Source organism: Mesorhizobium sp. M1399 (assembly GCF_040317735.1).
Classification (GTDB): domain Bacteria; phylum Pseudomonadota; class Alphaproteobacteria; order Rhizobiales; family Rhizobiaceae; genus Mesorhizobium.
Genome location: NZ_JAMYKZ010000005.1, coordinates 139,028 through 154,603 on the forward strand (window position 1 = coordinate 139,028; position 15,576 = coordinate 154,603).

A 15,576-nucleotide genomic window follows, 5' to 3' on the forward strand; every position below is an offset into this window, starting at 1 on the left:
GTTCATGCGCGCCCATGGTTCATATGCGCAATGAAATCGGCCAGCGAGACGTTGCCGCCGGTTGCCACTACGAGAACGGTCTTGCCGGTCACGTCGACCTTGCCGCCGAGCAACGCCGCGAGTGAAGCAGCGCCCGAAGGCTCGAGCACCAACTTCAGCCGCTCGAAGGCGATCCGCATAGCGCGCCGCACCGAAGCATCGTCGACGGTGACGCCGCGAACGCCGGCGGTCTTCACCGCTGCGAACGGCGCGTCGCCAGGCCGCCGCGACATCAGCCCGTCGCAGATCGATTTCGGCCCGATCGGCATGGTTTCGATGGCGCCATGTGCCAGCGACGAGCCCATGCCGTCAAAACCTTCCGGCTCGACGCCGATGATCTTCGTGGCTGGCGACAGGTAGTGGAAGGCCAGCGAAACACCGCCGATCAGGCCGCCGCCGCCGACCGAGCAGAACAAGAGATCGGCCTCGGTTTGCCTGGCGGCGAGCTGGTCGAGTGCCTCCAGCCCGGCACCGGCCTGGCCGGCGACGATCTCCGGATCGTCGAACGGGTGCAGCAGCGCCAGGCCTTCGCTCGCGGCGATCTCGCGCGCCCTGGCGGCAGCGACTTCCTCACGCGCGCGCTCGCCATGGTCGGTCAGCACGACGTGCGCGCCGTAGCCCGATGTGGCGTCGCGCTTGGCGGCCGGCGCGTCGATCGGCATGACGATGGTGACAGGAATGCCGAGCGCCTGGCCCGCCGCCGCCAGCCCTTGCGCGAAATTGCCGGAGGAATAGGCGACGACGCCCTTTTTGGCTTCGTCAGGCGACAGCCGCTTCAGCCGCCAGTAGGCGCCGCGCACCTTGAACGATCCTGCCCATTGCAGCGACTCGGCCTTGACGAAGAAGCGGGCGGCGCCGGTCTCGCGGGCGAGTGCCGCCGATTCCAGCAGCGGCGTGATCTGCGTCGCCTTGGAGGTGGCGGCATAGGCCTGCCTGAGATGGTCGAGCGAGGGGACGAGACTGTCTGCCATCATTTGCCTCGCGGAAAGCGCTTCTGCTCTTCGAGCAGGTCGAGGTTCATGTGATTGCGCATGTAGCGCTCCGATGCTTTCTGCAGCGGCTGGAATTCCCAAGGGTAGTGGGTGCCGTTGCGCAGCGCCGGGTAGACCACCCAGCGGCGTGCCTGGCTGGCACGCACCGCGGCATCGAACGCCGCCATGTCCCAGCGCTCCCGCACCTTGCCGGTGAAAGCCGCGACCAAAGCCGCATTGGCCGGATCGGCGGCGAGGTTGGTCAATTCCAGCGGATCCGATTCAAGATCAAACAGTTGCGGCGGATCGATCTCGCAATGGATGAATTTGTAGCGGCCCTCGCGCATCGCCACCATCGGCGCGTTCGAGCCTTCGGCTGCATATTCCATCAGCACCGGCGCGGAGCGTTTCCTTCCGTTCAGCAGCGGCAGTAGCGACTGGCCGTCGGTCCACGGCGCAATCGCGCTGATGTCGATGCCGGCGAGATCGCAAAGCGTCGGCGTCACGTCGAGGTTGGAGACCGGCGTGTCGATCAGCCCGGTGCGTATGCTCTTGCCGGCGATCATCAGCGGCACCCGCGCCGAACCTTCGAAGAAGCACATCTTGAACCACAGGCCGCGCTCGCCGAGCATGTCGCCGTGGTCCGAGCAGAACAGGATGACCGTGTCGTCGAGCATGTGCGTGCGCTCGAGCACCGACAGCAACTCGCCGAGCTTGTCGTCGAGATAGGAGATATTGGCGAAATAGCCGCGCCGCGCGCGGCGGATCTGCTCCGCGGTGATGTCAAAGCTATCATAGTCGCTGGCGCGGTAGAGCCGCTGCGAATGCGGGTCCTGCCTGTCGTAGGGAATGAAGCCGATCTCGGGCTCGAGCGCCGGGCAATCCTCGTAGAGGTCCCAGTAGCGCCGCCGTGCGACGTAGGGATCGTGCGGATGGGTGAAGGAAACCGTCAAGCACCAGGGCCGATGTGCGACGTCGTCGGAGACGCGGGCAAGATCGTAGAGCTTCTGCACCGCATGGAAGGCGACCTCGTCGTCATACTCCAGCTGGTTGGTGATTTCGGCAGTTCCGGCACCGCTCACTGAGCCCAGATTGTGATACCACCAGTCGATCCGCTCGCCGGGCTTGCGATAGTCCGGCGTCCAGCCGAAATCGGCCGGATAGATGTCGGTGGTCAGCCGTTCCTCGAAGCCGTGCAACTGGTCCGGCCCGACGAAATGCATCTTGCCAGAGAGGCAGGTGTGATAGCCGGCGGCGCGCAGATGATGGGCAAAGGTCGGGATCGACGAGGTGAATTCGGCGGCGTTGTCATAGACCCCGGTGCGTGACGGCAATTGGCCGCTCATGAATGCGGCGCGGCCCGGCGCGCAGAGCGGCGAGGCGGTGTAGTTGTTGCAAAAACGCGCCGAACGCGCGGCGAGCGCCTTCAGATGTGGCGCGTGCAGGAAGTCTGCCGGCCCGTCTGGAAACAGCGTTCCGTTGAGCTGATCGACCATGACGATCAGGATGTTGGGTCGCTTGGATGTCACTGCTTCTGCCGTCCGCTAAGCTTCATTTCGAGATAGTCCTCAACCAGTGCGATCGCGGTCGCGGCATCGGGCACGCCGTCCTTCAGCGCGCGCCTGATATAGAGCCCGTCGATCAGCGCCGCCGTCGCTTCGGCAACCCGGTCGGCCTCGCTTCTCGGCAGGATACCGGTCAGCCCGCTAAGCAGATTGGAATGCAGCCGCCGTGCATAGACCTTGAGCAGCCGGCGAAGTGCTGCCGATTTCTGCGCCTCGACATAGAAGGCGAGCCAGGCGGCGATCGTTTCCGGCTGGAACTGGACGTCGGAGAAATTGACCGCGACCACTGCCGAGACGCGCTGGCGCGCCGTGCCGGCCGTGCGAAGCGCGCGCCGCGTATCGGCGGTGAGCCCGCTCAGGATGTGCCGCATCGTCGCCAACAGCAATTCGTCCTTGGCGCCGAAATAATGGTGGGCAAGCGCCGAGGACACGCCGGCGCGCCCGGCGATTTCCGACATCGTGACATCAAGCGAACCGCGCTCGCCGATCGCCGAGATCGTTGCGTCGATGAGCGCCTTGCGGCGCAACGGCTCCATTCCGAGTTTCGGCATTCTTGCTCCGGCCTGTTGGGTAAGTTTATTTTTTATTGACGCATCAATCAACAAAAAATTCAGCCTGATTTGCTGGCAAATGCCAGGCGTTATGACCAGATATCAAGATCAAGCGATTGTGCGGTTCTGGCCCCTTCACGAAACCGGCGGAACGGTTCATCCTTGAACAATGCCGAGCGGCCGCGACATCGCGCAGCCGGGCCTGCAGGATGGAGATCGCCATGACAGCATGCATCGTCGGTTGGGCGCATTCGCGCTTCGGCAAGCTCGAAGGCGAGACGCTGGAGGGCCTGATCACCAAGGTGGCGGTCGAGGCGCTCGATCATGCCGGCATCGGTCCAGATGACGTCGACGAGATCGTGCTCGGCCACTTCAACGCCGGGTTTTCCGCCCAGGATTTCACCGCGAGCCTGGTCCTCCAGGCAGACGACCGGCTGCGCTTCAAGCCGGCGACCCGCGTCGAGAACGCCTGCGCCACCGGCTCGGCGGCGGTCAGGCAAGGCATCCGCGCCATCGACGCAAATGCCGCCCGTATCGTGCTGGTGGTCGGCGCCGAGCAGATGACGACCACGCCCGGTCCTGAGATCGGCAAGAACCTGCTCAAGGCCTCGTATCTGCCGGAGGATGGTGACACGCCGGCAGGCTTCGCTGGCGTCTTCGGCAAGATCGCTCAAGCCTATTTCCAGCGCTACGGCGACCAGTCGGATGCGCTGGCGATGATCGCCGCCAAGAACCATAAGAACGGCGTCGACAATCCCTACGCGCAGATGCGCAAGGATTTCGGCTACGAGTTCTGCCGGCAGGAAAGCGAAAAAAACCCCTTCGTCGCCGGTCCGCTGAAGCGCACAGACTGCTCGCTGGTTTCGGACGGCGCCGCCGCCCTTGTCCTCGCCGACACGGCGACGGCGCTGAAGATGCGCCGCGCCGTCGCCTTCCGCGCCAATGAGCATGTGCAGGATTTCCTGCCGATGTCGAAGCGCGACATCCTCGCGTTCGAAGGTTGCGAGCAGGCCTGGAATCAGGCGCTGAAGCAGGCCGGCGTGACGCTCGGCGACCTGTCCTTCGTCGAGACGCATGACTGTTTCACCATCGCCGAGCTGATCGAGTATGAGGCGATGGGCCTGGCCAAGCCGGGCGAGGGCGCCAAGCTGGCCTTGGATGGCGATACGGCGAAAGACGGAAGGCTGCCGGTCAATCCGTCCGGCGGGCTGAAGGCCAAGGGCCACCCGATCGGTGCCACCGGCGTATCGATGCATGTGCTTACCGCCATGCAACTCGTCGGCGAGGCGGGCGGCATCCAGGTGCCGGGAGCAAAGCTCGGCGGCATCTTCAACATGGGCGGCGCGGCGGTCGCCAACTACGTTTCCATTCTCGACCGGATCAGATAAAAGCGGCCCCGCATTACAGCGCGCGCGCCGCTTCGCGCGCGCAAAAGGGCGCTATATCGCTTTGATTTTGCGCATGATCCTTTTCGAAAATTGATTCCGAGTTTCGAGATCATGCGCTAGCGGGGAATTCATGACAAATCCGGTTCTGGTCGAAGTTTTGCGCGGCGCTATCGTCGAGAGCGCGCATCGCGGCGCTGTTGCCGTCTTCGACGCCGACGGCAAGCCTGTTTGGGAGATCGGCGACACGGCACAACCGGTGTTCCCGCGTTCGGCGGTCAAGGCGATCCAGGCGTTGCCGCTGGTCGAGAGCGGCGCTGCCGATGCCTACGGCTTCGGTGACCGGGAGCTGGCACTGGCCTGCGCCTCGCATTCCGGCGAGCCGCCACATGTCGAGCTCGCGAGGGCTATGCTGGCGAAGGCCGGCCTGGACGAGACGGCACTCGAATGCGGCGCGCATTGGCCGTCGAGCCATGGGGCGACGCTGGCGCTTGCCCGCGCCGGCAGCGTGCCGAACGCGCTGTACAACAATTGTTCCGGCAAGCACTCAGGCTTCCTATGCACCTGCGTTCACAGCGGCATCGCCCATCGCGGTTACGTCAAGGCTGGCCATGCTTCGCAGGAGATGGTGCGCGAAGCGATGCAGGCGGTGACCGGTGCTGCCCATGACGCCGATCACCGTGGCACTGACGGCTGCTCGATTCCGACCTATGCCGTGCCGCTGCGCAGCTTTGCGCTTGGCTTTGCCCGCATGGCGACAGGCGCCAGCTTCGAGCCGGTGCGCGCCCGGGCGGCGAAGCGGCTGCTTTCCGCCTGCATGGCTGAGCCGTTTTTCGTCGCCGGCACTGGCAGGTCCGACGTCGCGATGATGGAGGCCGCGCCCGGCCGGATCTTTGCCAAGGGGGGCGCCGAGGGCGTCCATTGTGCCGCCCTTCCAGAGCTTGGCCTTGGCATCGCGCTGAAATGCGACGACGGCGCCGGCCGCGCAACTGAAGTCATGCTCGCGGTCGTGCTGTCAAAGCTTTTGCACGCAGACCAGCCGCTGGCGGGAAAGCTGATCGAACAGGCAAATCCGCCTATCGAAAGCCGGATCGGCGCCAAAGTCGGCGCGCTCCGGCCCACCGCCGCCCTCAACTGACGTGATTGCGCTCGACGGTCAAATGCGCATAGCCGGCATTGCCTGACGCGGCGAGGTCGCCGGTCACCGGCTCGGCCCAGCGCTGGCCGACGATCGCGCCCTTCTGGACCCCGTCGATGACATTGTCGGAAATGATTGCCGTTCCGGCACCTTCGACCACGGTGACGACGATGCCGGTTCCGGCCTTGCGGATGACGTTTCCCGTGGCGACCACATTGCGCATGAACGGTCCCCAGCCGATCTGCATGCCGTAGAGCGGCGCATTCTCAACGACATTGCCGGAAACGGTGGTGTCTGCCTCGACGCTGATGCCGACGCCGAAGCCGGGCGCATCGGCAGGGTAGGGGCCGCTGGTCGACAGGTTGCGGACGATGTTGCCGGAGCAGACCCCCATGCGGCCGCCTTCGTTGAAATTGACGATCGAAATACCGTTCGCAGCACTATCGACGATGTTGTTGCTGATGATGGCGCCTTCGAATGAGAATTCGGAATACACGGCTGTTTCGCCCGAGCGCGAGCAGGTGTTGCCGGTGATCTGCAAATTGCTGGCACTGTTGGCGCGGATAGCCGAAAACGCGCAATCCGAAACAATATTGCCGGAGATGATGACATTGCCGGCGCGGAAGGCATTGATGCCGTTGCCGTTCTGGCCGGTTCCGCCGCTGCGCGCCTGGATGCGTTCGACGCGGTTGCCGCTGACGATGGTACCATCTTCCGCCGCCTGCCAGCGGTGCACCAGAATGCCGCCATTGGCGCAGTCGGAGACGCTATTGCCTGATATTTCCAGGCCATCGGCCTCGACCGAATAGATGCCGGCATCGGCCGCATCGGATATCTCCGAGCGTTCGATACGGCCCGAGGCGTGTTCGAGCGCCAGACCGTTCTTGCCGCTGCCGGTAAGCTGGCAATTGTCGACGACGAGATGGGCGATGCGGCGCAGATCGAGCAGGCCTTGCGTATAATCGCCCATCCAGTGGTTGCTGCCGTCGAACACCAGTCCACTGAGTACGATATGCTCGGCCTGTTCCGCCATGATGAGATGGCCGTTGCCGCCATAGACGATCCGCGATGCGCCCGCCACGCCGGACAGGCGCACGCGGCCGGGCAGCGACAGGTTGGAAACGATATAGGTCCCCGGCGGCAGGAACACCGGCATGTCGCGAACGTGCGCTTCGCGCAGCAGCTTGGTGAAAGCCTTGCTCTGGTCCTCAAGCGCGCCGGGCCGGACGCCGAGATCGGTCGCATTGATCGCCCCGCGCATCGCGGCTTTGTCGATGCCGTGCAGGTTTTCCGCCGCTGCCTTGCCGAGCGAAAGCCCCATGACGGCAAAGCCGGCGGTCTGCGTAAGCAGCGTTCTTCTGTTCAACATCGGCACAGATCCCTTGCGTCCAACGCTCACGCGGCAGGATTCGTGCCAGACGGGATCGGCCCCGAGGTCGGGTTTGCCGGCTATGGCTTGTGGAGTCGTCGCGCCGGGCCTAAGTTCATCGGATGAGCAGGGCCTTCACCCGCGAGGAAGACAGCGAAAACGCCATTGCCGGCATCGGCGAGCGGCCGATCAGCCATCACCGCAATCTGGTGACGGAACACGGCCTGGCGCTGATCGATGCGGAGGTGGCCGCTCTGCGCGACGAACTGGGCAGAGCCGAAAAGAGGGCCGACCGCGAGCGCATCGCGCTGGTGTCGCGTGATCTCCGCTATTGGACGGCGCGGCGTGAAAGCGCCGAGCTTTCGGTGCCGGAACCGGGCAGCGACATGGTTCGCTTCGGTATGGGCGTCACACTGGAGAGCGACGACGGCAAGAAGGTGCACTGGAAGATCGTCGGCGAGGATGAGGCCAACCCGGCCAAAGGGTCAATTTCCCATATGTCGCCGATGGCGATGGCGCTGTTCGGCAAGAAGGTCGGCGAAATTGCCGTGGTTAACGGCAAGGAATGGGAGATCGTCAAGCTCTCCGATAGTTAGTCTTCGAGCTTGACGACATGGTCGCGGAAGAACGCCGCGGCACCGGCCTCGTCGATTTCGCCGGCGGCGACGCCCATGACGAATTCGTAAAGCATGCCGTCATTGGCCGACAGGGCATAACCATTCACAATCAGAAATGCGCCGGCAGCGACAATGGCGGTGCGTTTGTTGCCGTCGACAAAGGCATGATTTCGGGCGATGCCGAAGACATAGACGGCGGCGAGTTCTTCAACCGACGGGTCTCCGTAGTTGGCTTTGTTCTCCGCACGGGCGAGCGCCGATTCAATGGCATTTTCATCCCTCAAGCCTTGTGCTCCGCCGTGTCGGCGCAACTGCTCGGCGTGCATCGCTTCGACTGCACGCCGCGTCAGAAACTCCCAGCTCATTCGGCGAGCTTCTGAAGCGCGACCTTGTATTTGTCCATGACCTCGCGGGCAGCTTTCATTTGCCGCTCGAAGCTGTCGTCCACCGGCTTCAGCGCAAGACCGTCACCTGTTTCAACGATTTGAAGCTGGTCGCCGGCCTTCAGGTTCAGACGATCGAGAATCTCCCTCGGCAGGATCACGCCTTCGGAATTGCCGATCTTGCGAATGGTCGTGTTCATGGTGAGACATCCTGTTGCAACGCTGATTATAACTCAGCGTGTCGGTCGTTGCAACGGGCATTATAACAAAGCGTCAGCCCGCCTGCAGCAGCCGGTCCATCAGCCGCTCCGCCGCTTCCGGGATGACCGTGCCGGGCGGGAAGATCTCCGCTGCGCCTGCCTGCCGGACTGCATCGTAATCCTTCGGTGGAATGACGCCGCCGGCGACGATCAGCATGTCGTCGCGGCCGAGCTTCTTCAGCGCCTGTTTGAGTTCGGGAATGAGCGTCAAATGGCCTGCCGCCAACGACGAGGCGCCGACGATGTGCACGTCATGCTCGACCGCCAGCTTGGCGATCTCGTCCGGCGTCTGGAACATCGGCCCAACGGTGACGTCGAAGCCGAGATCGGCAAAGGCGGTGGCGATCACTTTCTGGCCGCGATCATGGCCGTCTTGCCCCATCTTGGCGACCAGAATACGCGGCTTGCCGCCGGACTTCTCCTCGAACGCTACGACCTTGTCCTGCAACCGGTCGACCACCGGATTGTCGCCAAGCGCGTTGCGATAGACGCCGGAGATCGTCTGCACCGAGGCGACATGGCGGCCGAAGACCTTTTCCAGCGCCAGCGAAATCTCGCCGACCGTGGCATTGGCGCGCGCCGCCCGGATGGCGAATTCCAGCAGGTTTTCGTTACTCCCGGCAGCACGGGTCAGCGCATCGAGCGCGCTCTCGACGGCGGCGACGTCACGCGTGCCTTTCAGCCGCTGCAGCTTCGACAATTGCCGCGCCCTGACTTCCGCGTTGTCGATCCTCAGCACGTCGACTTCGATGTCCGTGCCGGGACGGTGGGCATTGACGCCGACCACGATCTGTTCGCCGGAATCGATGCGCGCCTGGGTGCGCGCGGCAGCCTCTTCGATGCGCAGCTTCGGTAGGCCCTTTTCGATCGCCGCGGCCATGCCCCCGAGGCTCTCGACCTCCTCGATATGGGCAAGCGCGCGCGCCGCCAGATCATGCGTCAGCCGCTCGACATAGGCAGAGCCGCCCCACGGGTCGATGCTCCGGGTCGTGCCGGATTCCTTCTGCAGGATGAGCTGTGTGTTGCGGGCGATGCGGGCCGAATGATCGGTCGGCAGCGCCATTGCCTCGTCGAAGGAATTGGTGTGCAGCGACTGCGTGTGGCCTTGAGTCGCCGCCATCGCCTCTATCATGGTGCGGATGATGTTGTTGTAGGGGTCCTGCGCCGTCAGCGACCAGCCCGAAGTCTGGCAATGGGTGCGCAGCGACAGCGAGCGCTCGTCCTTCGGCGAAAAGTTCTTCAGCATCAGGCTGGCCCACAAAAGGCGCGCTGCTCTCAGCTTCGCGACTTCCATGAAGAAATTCATGCCGATCGCCCAGAAAAACGAGAGGCGCGGCGCGAAACGGTCGATGTCGAGGCCGGCCGCGACGCCGGCGCGGGCATATTCGATACCGTCGGCAATCGTGTAGGCGAGCTCGAGGTCCGCCGTCGCTCCCGCCTCCTGCATGTGGTAGCCGGAGATCGAGATCGAATTGAACTTCGGCATATGCGTCGACGTGTAGGAAAAAATGTCCGACACGATTCGCATCGAAGGTTTGGGCGGATAGATGTAGGTGTTGCGCACCATGAACTCTTTCAGGATGTCGTTCTGAATGGTTCCAATGAGGTCCTTCTGCGCGACGCCCTGTTCCTCCGCCGCCACGATATAGAGCGCCATGATCGGCAGCACCGCGCCGTTCATCGTCATCGATACCGTCATCTCGTTAAGCGGGATGCCCTCGAACAGCTGGCGCATGTCGAGAATGGAATCGATGGCGACGCCGGCCATTCCGACATCGCCAGCGACGCGCGGATGGTCGCTGTCGTAGCCGCGATGCGTGGCGAGATCGAAGGCGACCGACAGGCCTTTCTGGCCGGCGGCAAGGTTGCGCCGGTAGAAGGCGTTGGACTCTTCGGCCGTCGAGAAGCCGGCATATTGCCGGATCGTCCAGGGTTGCTGGACATACATCGTCGGATAGGGGCCGCGCACGAAGGGCGGCAGGCCCGGATAGGTATCGAGATGCGGCAAGCCCTTGAGATCGCCCTGGTTGTAGAGATGCTTGACGGCGATGCCTTCCGGCGTCATCCGCTGGCCTTTGACCTCGACCGGCGCCCGCCGTGGCGGCGACCAGGCGATCTGGCTGAAATCCGGGATCATGGCACGGCTCCGATCGACTGATCGATGCGGATCGGAAACAGCGGCTCGCACACCGCAACGCCTTCGGTGAAGGCAGGCCGCCGCTCCGCCGCCAGCGTCTCGACCGGACGCTCGGTCTTCGACGGGTGCAGCGTCGTGCCGACGATCGCCCGTTCGTCCGCCTGGTAGGCTGCGTTGCGGCGGGCGGAAGCTGCCTGGACGCGCCTCTGGATGTGGCCTTGCTCAAGGCTGGTCAGCACGCCGCCTTCCGCCTCGATCTGCTGGAACTCCTGCCAGGCCGCGGCGCAGAGCTCCGCAGTCAGCGCTTCGACCGCACCCGAACCGCAAACCGGATCGGCGACGTGGTCGATGTGGCTTTCATTGGCCATGATCAGTTGCGCGTTGCGGGCAACGCGGCGGGCAAAACCCGCAGGCAGGCCGTGCGCTATCGTGTGCGGCAGGATGGCGATCGAATCCGCGCCGCCGGCGGCAGCCGCGAAAGCGGCGATGGTGGTGCGCAGGATGTTGGTTTCCGGGTCGGCCGCCGTCATCATCCGGAAGGAGGTTTCGGCATGGATGCTGGCGGTGGAGGGCGGTATCGAGCAGGCCTCCTGGACACGCGCCCACAGCCTGCGCAACGCCCTGACCTTGGCCGTCGAAACGAACTGGTCCTGGTCGACGCTGAGCGCAAAACCGATATGCGGCGCCGCGTAGACGAGCGGCTGGCGCGCCTTCTCGAACAGCCTCAAATAGGAGACGGCCGAGGCGAGCATAGTGCCAAGCTCCTGCGCCTCGGTGGCGCCGGCATTGTGGAATACCCGCCCGTCGGCCTCCAGCAGCACGCCGGGCACCCCCATCGAAAAGAAATGCGCCAGCGACTGCGGCATCGAAGCCTGCAAAGCCTCGATCGACATGCGCAGCCTGCCGGTCCCGGCAAATATCGCCGCCGGATCGATGCCGAAGGAGAGGTTGAGCTTTGCCGGGTCGGACCGGCGCTTGGTCAAGAACGCCACCAGCCAGTCGGCCACGGCGCGGCTCCAGGGATGGGCATCGATGCGGATCTGGATGCGGTTGAGCGGCACGCCGTCGAGCACGCTCTCCAGCGCCTCGGCCGTCCTCGGCAAGCCATAGCCGAAGGCGTTCGGCGCGCCTTCGAAGACAAGCGACAGTCCGGTGGCACCCTGCGCGACGTCTTCCAGCGCCTGCGCCCTGGCGCGGCCTATATCCGGATCGTCGATGCGCTGGCTGACGATCCACGGTGATCCAGGGTTGGCGCGCACGACAGGCTCGACGGTCACCGAACGCTCGTAGAGCGGCTCGATGCGGATGGCGTCGTCCGTATGCGAGACGAGCTTTTCCTCGAAGGAACCGCCGGCCAGCGCCTTCTCCGCCAGCGCCAGCCATCGTTGCCGGTCGGCGCTCGGAAGGTCGGCATCATGGGTCAAGGCACCGGCGCCCATCCGTTCTCCTCGTTCTAGTGGCCGTGTCAGCCTACTATGTCAGTCTACGGTCCCCGGTCCCATATCACAATGCAGCACACATGCCGTGCAACTCGCCTTCCGTGACGGTGACCGTCAACCGCTTGCCAAACATGGGCAGGTTCCGCAAGCTCCAAAAGCCATTTTCGACGATGCCCATTGTCGCTGCGCAATGGCCTCACTATACCTGCGGCGGGCCTCCCTTTTCTTCAAGGGGATCAGGGCATTCAACCCTATAGGTTTGCGGAGACCGGACACATGGCCGACGACACCAGTATCTTCATGGGAGCCAGCCGCAAGCCGGACGACAGCTATCAGCGGCCGGAACGGCTTTTGCTGCAATATGGCAATCGTCACGGCCTGGTCACCGGCGCGACCGGCACCGGCAAGACGGTGACCCTGCAGATATTGGCCGAGGGTTTCTCCAATGCCGGCGTGCCGGTATTCTGCGCCGACATCAAGGGCGATCTGTCGGGTATCGCCATGATGGGCACAGCGCAGGATTTTGTGGTCAAGCGGGCCGAGCAGGTCAAGCTCGATCCCTATGAGTTCCAGGAATTTCCGGTCATCTTCTGGGATCTGTTCGGCGAGCAGGGTCACCCGATCCGCGCCACCATCTCGGAGATGGGGCCGCTGCTTCTGTCGCGGCTGATGAACCTCTCCGAGGCGCAGGAAGGCATTATGAACATCGCCTTCCGCATCGCCGACGAGGAAGGCCTTTTGCTGCTCGACTTGAAGGACCTGCAGTCACTGCTTGCCAACATCGCCGACCGCGCCGAAGAGATCGGCGCCCGCTACGGCAATGTGACGAAACCTTCGGTCGGCGCGATCCAGCGCACGCTGCTGGTCCTGGAGCAGCAGGGCGCTGCCAATTTCTTCGGCGAGCCGGCATTGCGGATCGCCGACATCATGCGCACCACGCGCGATGGACGCGGCGCCATCAGCGTGCTCGCCGCCGACAAATTGATGATGAATCCGCGGCTCTATGCGACGTTCCTTCTGTGGCTGATGTCGGAACTGTTCGAGGAACTGCCCGAGGTCGGCGACCCGGACAAGCCGAAGCTGGTCTTCTTCTTCGACGAGGCGCATCTTCTGTTCGACGACGCGCCGAAGGTGCTGATCGACCGCGTCGAACAGGTGGTCCGGCTGATCCGTTCGAAGGGCGTCGGCGTTTATTTCGTCACGCAAAATCCGCTGGATATCCCTGAAACGGTGCTGGCGCAGTTGGGCAACCGCGTGCAGCACGCACTGCGTGCCTATACGCCGCGCGAACAGAAGGCCGTCAAGACGGCGGCCGAGACGTTCAGGCCCAATCCCGATTTCGACTGTGCAACCGTGATCACGCAGCTCGGCACCGGCGAGGCACTCGTCTCCACGCTGGAAGCCAAGGGCGTGCCGTCCATGGTACAGCGCACGCTGATCCGCCCGCCATCCTCGCGGCTTGGCCCGATCACGCCCGAAGAGCGCCGCAAGCTGATCACTGAGAGCCCGGTTTCGGGACAGTACGACCAGACCGTCGATCGCGAATCGGCTTTCGAGATGCTGCAAAAAAAGGCCAAGGACGCCCAGGAGGCACAAGCGCAGCAGCAGGAGAGCGGCCGTTCGCGCTGGACCATTCCCGGCTTCGGCAATGACGATCCCGCTCCTCAGCCCAGCGGTGGCCGGCGGGCGCCGCGGCCATCCAACCGCCAGACGGTGGCGGAGGCGGCAATCAAGTCGGTGGTGCGCTCGGTCGGTTCGTCGGTCGGACGGGCGATCGTCCGCGGGATTTTGGGGAGCCTGTCCAGGGGGCGGTGAGGGGCATCGGACCGACGGGCGGGATCAGTGTTGGCAACTTCTGTCTTGGCATCAAGCGCCAGTAGCCAGATCTGGAGGACAGCGGACAGGGGCTATGCGGAAAGAGCGGCCGCTTGGCGGCGATGCGCCGAAGGTCTTGATCGGGGCCGGAAGCGGACCGGCAGGTTCCAGCACCTCCGCAAGGGGCAACGGACGCTGAATCCGGTCGGAACAACGTCTCAGAATTAGCCCAAAGCGGACATCCCGCGTAGCCGTGCCGGATTTTGAAAGTTAGCGACATCGGGCTATTGTTGAGGCTTTCGCAATCCTTTGCAGCGCGGCGCGACGAGCCTTCGCGGGAGACGATCATGTTGAAAGTTACCGAAGAGGAGGTCGAGGAAGTCCGAGAATACTTTGAATGGCAGGCGCCCGACCTCGAAGTGACCTTTATGCAGAAGGTCTACTCGGAAGTCGTCCTGAATACCCGTCACGACGTGTGGGACATTCACACCAACAAGGATCGCTGGTGGGTCATAACCGGCGGCACAAACCTCTACTCTCAGGAGCAGTTCCCAAATATGGACCTTGCTCTGACCTTCCATATTGGCCTGATGCTTCGCATCCCGCGTACGGCAAAACAACAGGAAGACGATCTACGCATACTCCCGTTCGGTCCCGTATTCGAGAAGATGGAAGAAGCCGGCACCGCCGTGACACAGGCGCATAATCTCGCGGACTATCAGGCCGTAGGCGTCCGCTGCCGTGAGGCGCTTCTCGAACTGATCGGCGTCGCGCAGGACTCGGCAATATGGACAGATACACCGCCACAACGTGCGAACTTCCGCGCGTGGACGGAGATCATCTGCAACGATCTTCTGCCGGGCGACACCAACAAAGAGCGTCGCGGGGCCCTCAAGAGTGCGCTTGAGTCCGCATGGACGTTTTCAAACTGGCTGACGCATTCAAAGTCGGCCACCTGGATTGATGCCGAGATGGCGCACTCGTTGATCCAACACGCCATCGGCATGGCGACATCATTGATCATTCGCGAATTACGCGGGGTGCCTCGGGAATGCCCGAACTGCGGCTCGCCGCATCTCGAACCCGAACATGGCGAGAATACTGAGGCACCCGGTATACTCTGGGAACGACCGCGCTGCGCCGACTGCGGATGGGCCGGCAGGCCGGTTCCAATCCTCGACCTCCAGGATGGACAGCCCATCATCACACGCGAAGGCGAAGAAACCGAAGAGTGCAGCATAATGACGGTACCGCTACGCACGATCCTGAGGCCGGGAAATCCCACCATCGAGGCGCTGAAGAACACAGAGACCGGCCCCCCAGAGCACGTCGTCTATTTTGCCTACGGGTCCAACATGTCGACCGCCCGGCTGCGCGAACGCATGCCGAGCTGCAAGTCACTCGGCATCGCTACCTTGCCGGGTCATGCGCTCCGTTTTCATAAACGAAGCGTGGACAAGTCCGGGAAGTGCAACGCATTGGCCACTGGCAATGAGAATAGCGTGATCGGAGTCCTGTTCAGCTTCGATCCTGCCGAACGTGCCGAGCTAGATAAGGCCGAAGGCGTCGGAAGCGGCTACGAGCATGCGACGGTCACGGTCATTAACGCCAAAGGTCGCAGGCGAAAGGTCCTTACCTATCTCGCCACCCCCGACTACATCGACGACAGTCTCAAACCCTATAGCTGGTATAAGGACTTTGTCCTTGCAGGTGGCAGGGAACACGCCCTGTCGCCGGAGTATATTGCCGAATACATCCAGTCGGTTGAGGCGATCGAAGATCCCGACAAGACACGGGACAATAAGCAGCGGGCCACGCTCGGAAGTCTCGGTCGGTGAGACTGTGGTGTCGGTGCGAGTTCCCGGTCCAGACTGCGGACCCGATGTCCGCTTATAGCGCAACGCGTC

At 63.4% G+C, this 15,576-nt stretch carries 14 protein-coding genes; 5 read left to right on the forward strand and 9 right to left on the reverse strand.

Features of this window, described 5'->3' with window-relative positions:
- Nucleotides 1-2: 2 nt before the first annotated feature.
- From NKH05_RS09980 to NKH05_RS09995, 4 genes are read right to left on the reverse strand one after another with little or no spacing between them, the layout of a single operon-like run.
- The gene (locus tag NKH05_RS09980) at nucleotides 3-1,010 is read right to left on the reverse strand and encodes a threonine/serine dehydratase family protein (RefSeq protein ID WP_023718433.1); all 1,008 of its coding nucleotides are present in this window, start codon (nucleotides 1,008-1,010) and stop codon (nucleotides 3-5) included.
- Nucleotides 1,010-2,539, reverse strand: coding sequence for a choline-sulfatase (betC, locus tag NKH05_RS09985; protein WP_023718432.1), 1,530 nt, complete (start codon nucleotides 2,537-2,539; stop codon nucleotides 1,010-1,012). Before betC ends, NKH05_RS09980 begins: the two co-directional genes overlap by 1 nt.
- Complete coding sequence (betI, locus tag NKH05_RS09990) at nucleotides 2,536-3,126, reverse strand: choline-binding transcriptional repressor BetI (protein ID WP_023718431.1); 591 nt, start codon at nucleotides 3,124-3,126, stop codon at nucleotides 2,536-2,538. Before betI ends, betC begins: the two co-directional genes overlap by 4 nt.
- A 43-nt stretch (nucleotides 3,127-3,169) precedes the next feature.
- Nucleotides 3,170-3,349: a hypothetical protein gene (locus NKH05_RS09995; RefSeq protein WP_352483650.1), complete on the reverse strand. Its 180-nt coding sequence runs from the start codon at nucleotides 3,347-3,349 to the stop codon at nucleotides 3,170-3,172.
- On the opposite strand from NKH05_RS09995, the gene NKH05_RS10000 reads away from it, so the two are divergent.
- Nucleotides 3,348-4,514: an acetyl-CoA acetyltransferase gene (locus NKH05_RS10000; protein WP_352483649.1), complete on the forward strand. Its 1,167-nt coding sequence runs from the start codon at nucleotides 3,348-3,350 to the stop codon at nucleotides 4,512-4,514. The genes NKH05_RS09995 and NKH05_RS10000 overlap by 2 nt on opposite strands.
- A gap of 130 nt (nucleotides 4,515-4,644) precedes the next feature.
- Nucleotides 4,645-5,649, forward strand: coding sequence for an asparaginase (locus NKH05_RS10005; protein WP_352856801.1), 1,005 nt, complete (start codon nucleotides 4,645-4,647; stop codon nucleotides 5,647-5,649).
- Here the strand turns inward: NKH05_RS10005 and NKH05_RS10010 are convergent.
- Nucleotides 5,642-7,018: a TIGR03808 family TAT-translocated repetitive protein gene (locus NKH05_RS10010; RefSeq protein ID WP_352494815.1), complete on the reverse strand. Its 1,377-nt coding sequence runs from the start codon at nucleotides 7,016-7,018 to the stop codon at nucleotides 5,642-5,644. The two genes, NKH05_RS10005 and NKH05_RS10010, sit on opposite strands and share 8 nt — an antisense overlap.
- A 122-nt stretch (nucleotides 7,019-7,140) precedes the next feature.
- On the opposite strand from NKH05_RS10010, the gene NKH05_RS10015 reads away from it, so the two are divergent.
- Nucleotides 7,141-7,614: a GreA/GreB family elongation factor gene (locus NKH05_RS10015; protein WP_023718427.1), complete on the forward strand. Its 474-nt coding sequence runs from the start codon at nucleotides 7,141-7,143 to the stop codon at nucleotides 7,612-7,614.
- Here NKH05_RS10015 and NKH05_RS10020 read toward each other — a convergent pair.
- The 4 genes from NKH05_RS10020 to NKH05_RS10035 form a co-directional block, all read right to left on the reverse strand.
- Complete coding sequence (locus tag NKH05_RS10020; protein ID WP_023718426.1) at nucleotides 7,611-8,000, reverse strand: type II toxin-antitoxin system death-on-curing family toxin; 390 nt, start codon at nucleotides 7,998-8,000, stop codon at nucleotides 7,611-7,613. The two genes, NKH05_RS10015 and NKH05_RS10020, sit on opposite strands and share 4 nt — an antisense overlap.
- Nucleotides 7,997-8,218, reverse strand: a complete 222-nt coding sequence (locus tag NKH05_RS10025; RefSeq protein WP_023718425.1) for an AbrB/MazE/SpoVT family DNA-binding domain-containing protein — start codon at nucleotides 8,216-8,218, stop codon at nucleotides 7,997-7,999. The genes NKH05_RS10020 and NKH05_RS10025 overlap by 4 nt, the downstream gene beginning before the upstream one ends.
- 73 nt (nucleotides 8,219-8,291) lie before the next feature.
- Nucleotides 8,292-10,415: a methylmalonyl-CoA mutase gene (gene scpA, locus NKH05_RS10030; protein WP_353025343.1), complete on the reverse strand. Its 2,124-nt coding sequence runs from the start codon at nucleotides 10,413-10,415 to the stop codon at nucleotides 8,292-8,294.
- Nucleotides 10,412-11,854, reverse strand: coding sequence for a methylmalonyl-CoA mutase subunit beta (locus NKH05_RS10035; RefSeq protein WP_353025344.1), 1,443 nt, complete (start codon nucleotides 11,852-11,854; stop codon nucleotides 10,412-10,414). Before NKH05_RS10035 ends, scpA begins: the two co-directional genes overlap by 4 nt.
- Nucleotides 11,855-12,130: 276 nt before the next feature.
- Between NKH05_RS10035 and NKH05_RS10040 the strand changes: the two genes are divergently transcribed.
- Both NKH05_RS10040 and NKH05_RS10045 read left to right on the forward strand, forming a co-directional pair.
- Nucleotides 12,131-13,669, forward strand: coding sequence for a helicase HerA-like C-terminal domain-containing protein (locus tag NKH05_RS10040; RefSeq protein WP_353025346.1), 1,539 nt, complete (start codon nucleotides 12,131-12,133; stop codon nucleotides 13,667-13,669).
- A gap of 347 nt (nucleotides 13,670-14,016) precedes the next feature.
- Nucleotides 14,017-15,507, forward strand: a complete 1,491-nt coding sequence (locus NKH05_RS10045) for a gamma-glutamylcyclotransferase (protein ID WP_352856190.1) — start codon at nucleotides 14,017-14,019, stop codon at nucleotides 15,505-15,507.
- Nucleotides 15,508-15,576 lie beyond the last annotated feature (69 nt).

What these genes read in the sequence shown, in the direction of transcription:
- scpA (WP_353025343.1), bottom strand. Translation starts at nt 10,415, where the DNA reads ATGATCCCGGATTTCAGCCAGATCGCCTGGTCGCCGCCACGGCGGGCG.
- NKH05_RS10020 (WP_023718426.1), bottom strand. Translation starts at nt 8,000, where the DNA reads ATGAGCTGGGAGTTTCTGACGCGGCGTGCAGTCGAAGCGATGCACGCC.
- betI (WP_023718431.1), bottom strand. Translation starts at nt 3,126, where the DNA reads ATGCCGAAACTCGGAATGGAGCCGTTGCGCCGCAAGGCGCTCATCGAC.
- NKH05_RS10035 (WP_353025344.1), bottom strand. Translation starts at nt 11,854, where the DNA reads ATGGGCGCCGGTGCCTTGACCCATGATGCCGACCTTCCGAGCGCCGAC.
- NKH05_RS10005 (WP_352856801.1), top strand. Translation starts at nt 4,645, where the DNA reads ATGACAAATCCGGTTCTGGTCGAAGTTTTGCGCGGCGCTATCGTCGAG.
- NKH05_RS10015 (WP_023718427.1), top strand. Translation starts at nt 7,141, where the DNA reads ATGAGCAGGGCCTTCACCCGCGAGGAAGACAGCGAAAACGCCATTGCC.
- NKH05_RS10040 (WP_353025346.1), top strand. Translation starts at nt 12,131, where the DNA reads ATGGCCGACGACACCAGTATCTTCATGGGAGCCAGCCGCAAGCCGGAC.
- NKH05_RS10010 (WP_352494815.1), bottom strand. Translation starts at nt 7,018, where the DNA reads ATGTTGAACAGAAGAACGCTGCTTACGCAGACCGCCGGCTTTGCCGTC.
- NKH05_RS10000 (WP_352483649.1), top strand. Translation starts at nt 3,348, where the DNA reads ATGACAGCATGCATCGTCGGTTGGGCGCATTCGCGCTTCGGCAAGCTC.
- NKH05_RS09995 (WP_352483650.1), bottom strand. Translation starts at nt 3,349, where the DNA reads ATGGCGATCTCCATCCTGCAGGCCCGGCTGCGCGATGTCGCGGCCGCT.
- NKH05_RS10025 (WP_023718425.1), bottom strand. Translation starts at nt 8,218, where the DNA reads ATGAACACGACCATTCGCAAGATCGGCAATTCCGAAGGCGTGATCCTG.
- NKH05_RS09980 (WP_023718433.1), bottom strand. Translation starts at nt 1,010, where the DNA reads ATGGCAGACAGTCTCGTCCCCTCGCTCGACCATCTCAGGCAGGCCTAT.
- NKH05_RS10045 (WP_352856190.1), top strand. Translation starts at nt 14,017, where the DNA reads ATGTTGAAAGTTACCGAAGAGGAGGTCGAGGAAGTCCGAGAATACTTT.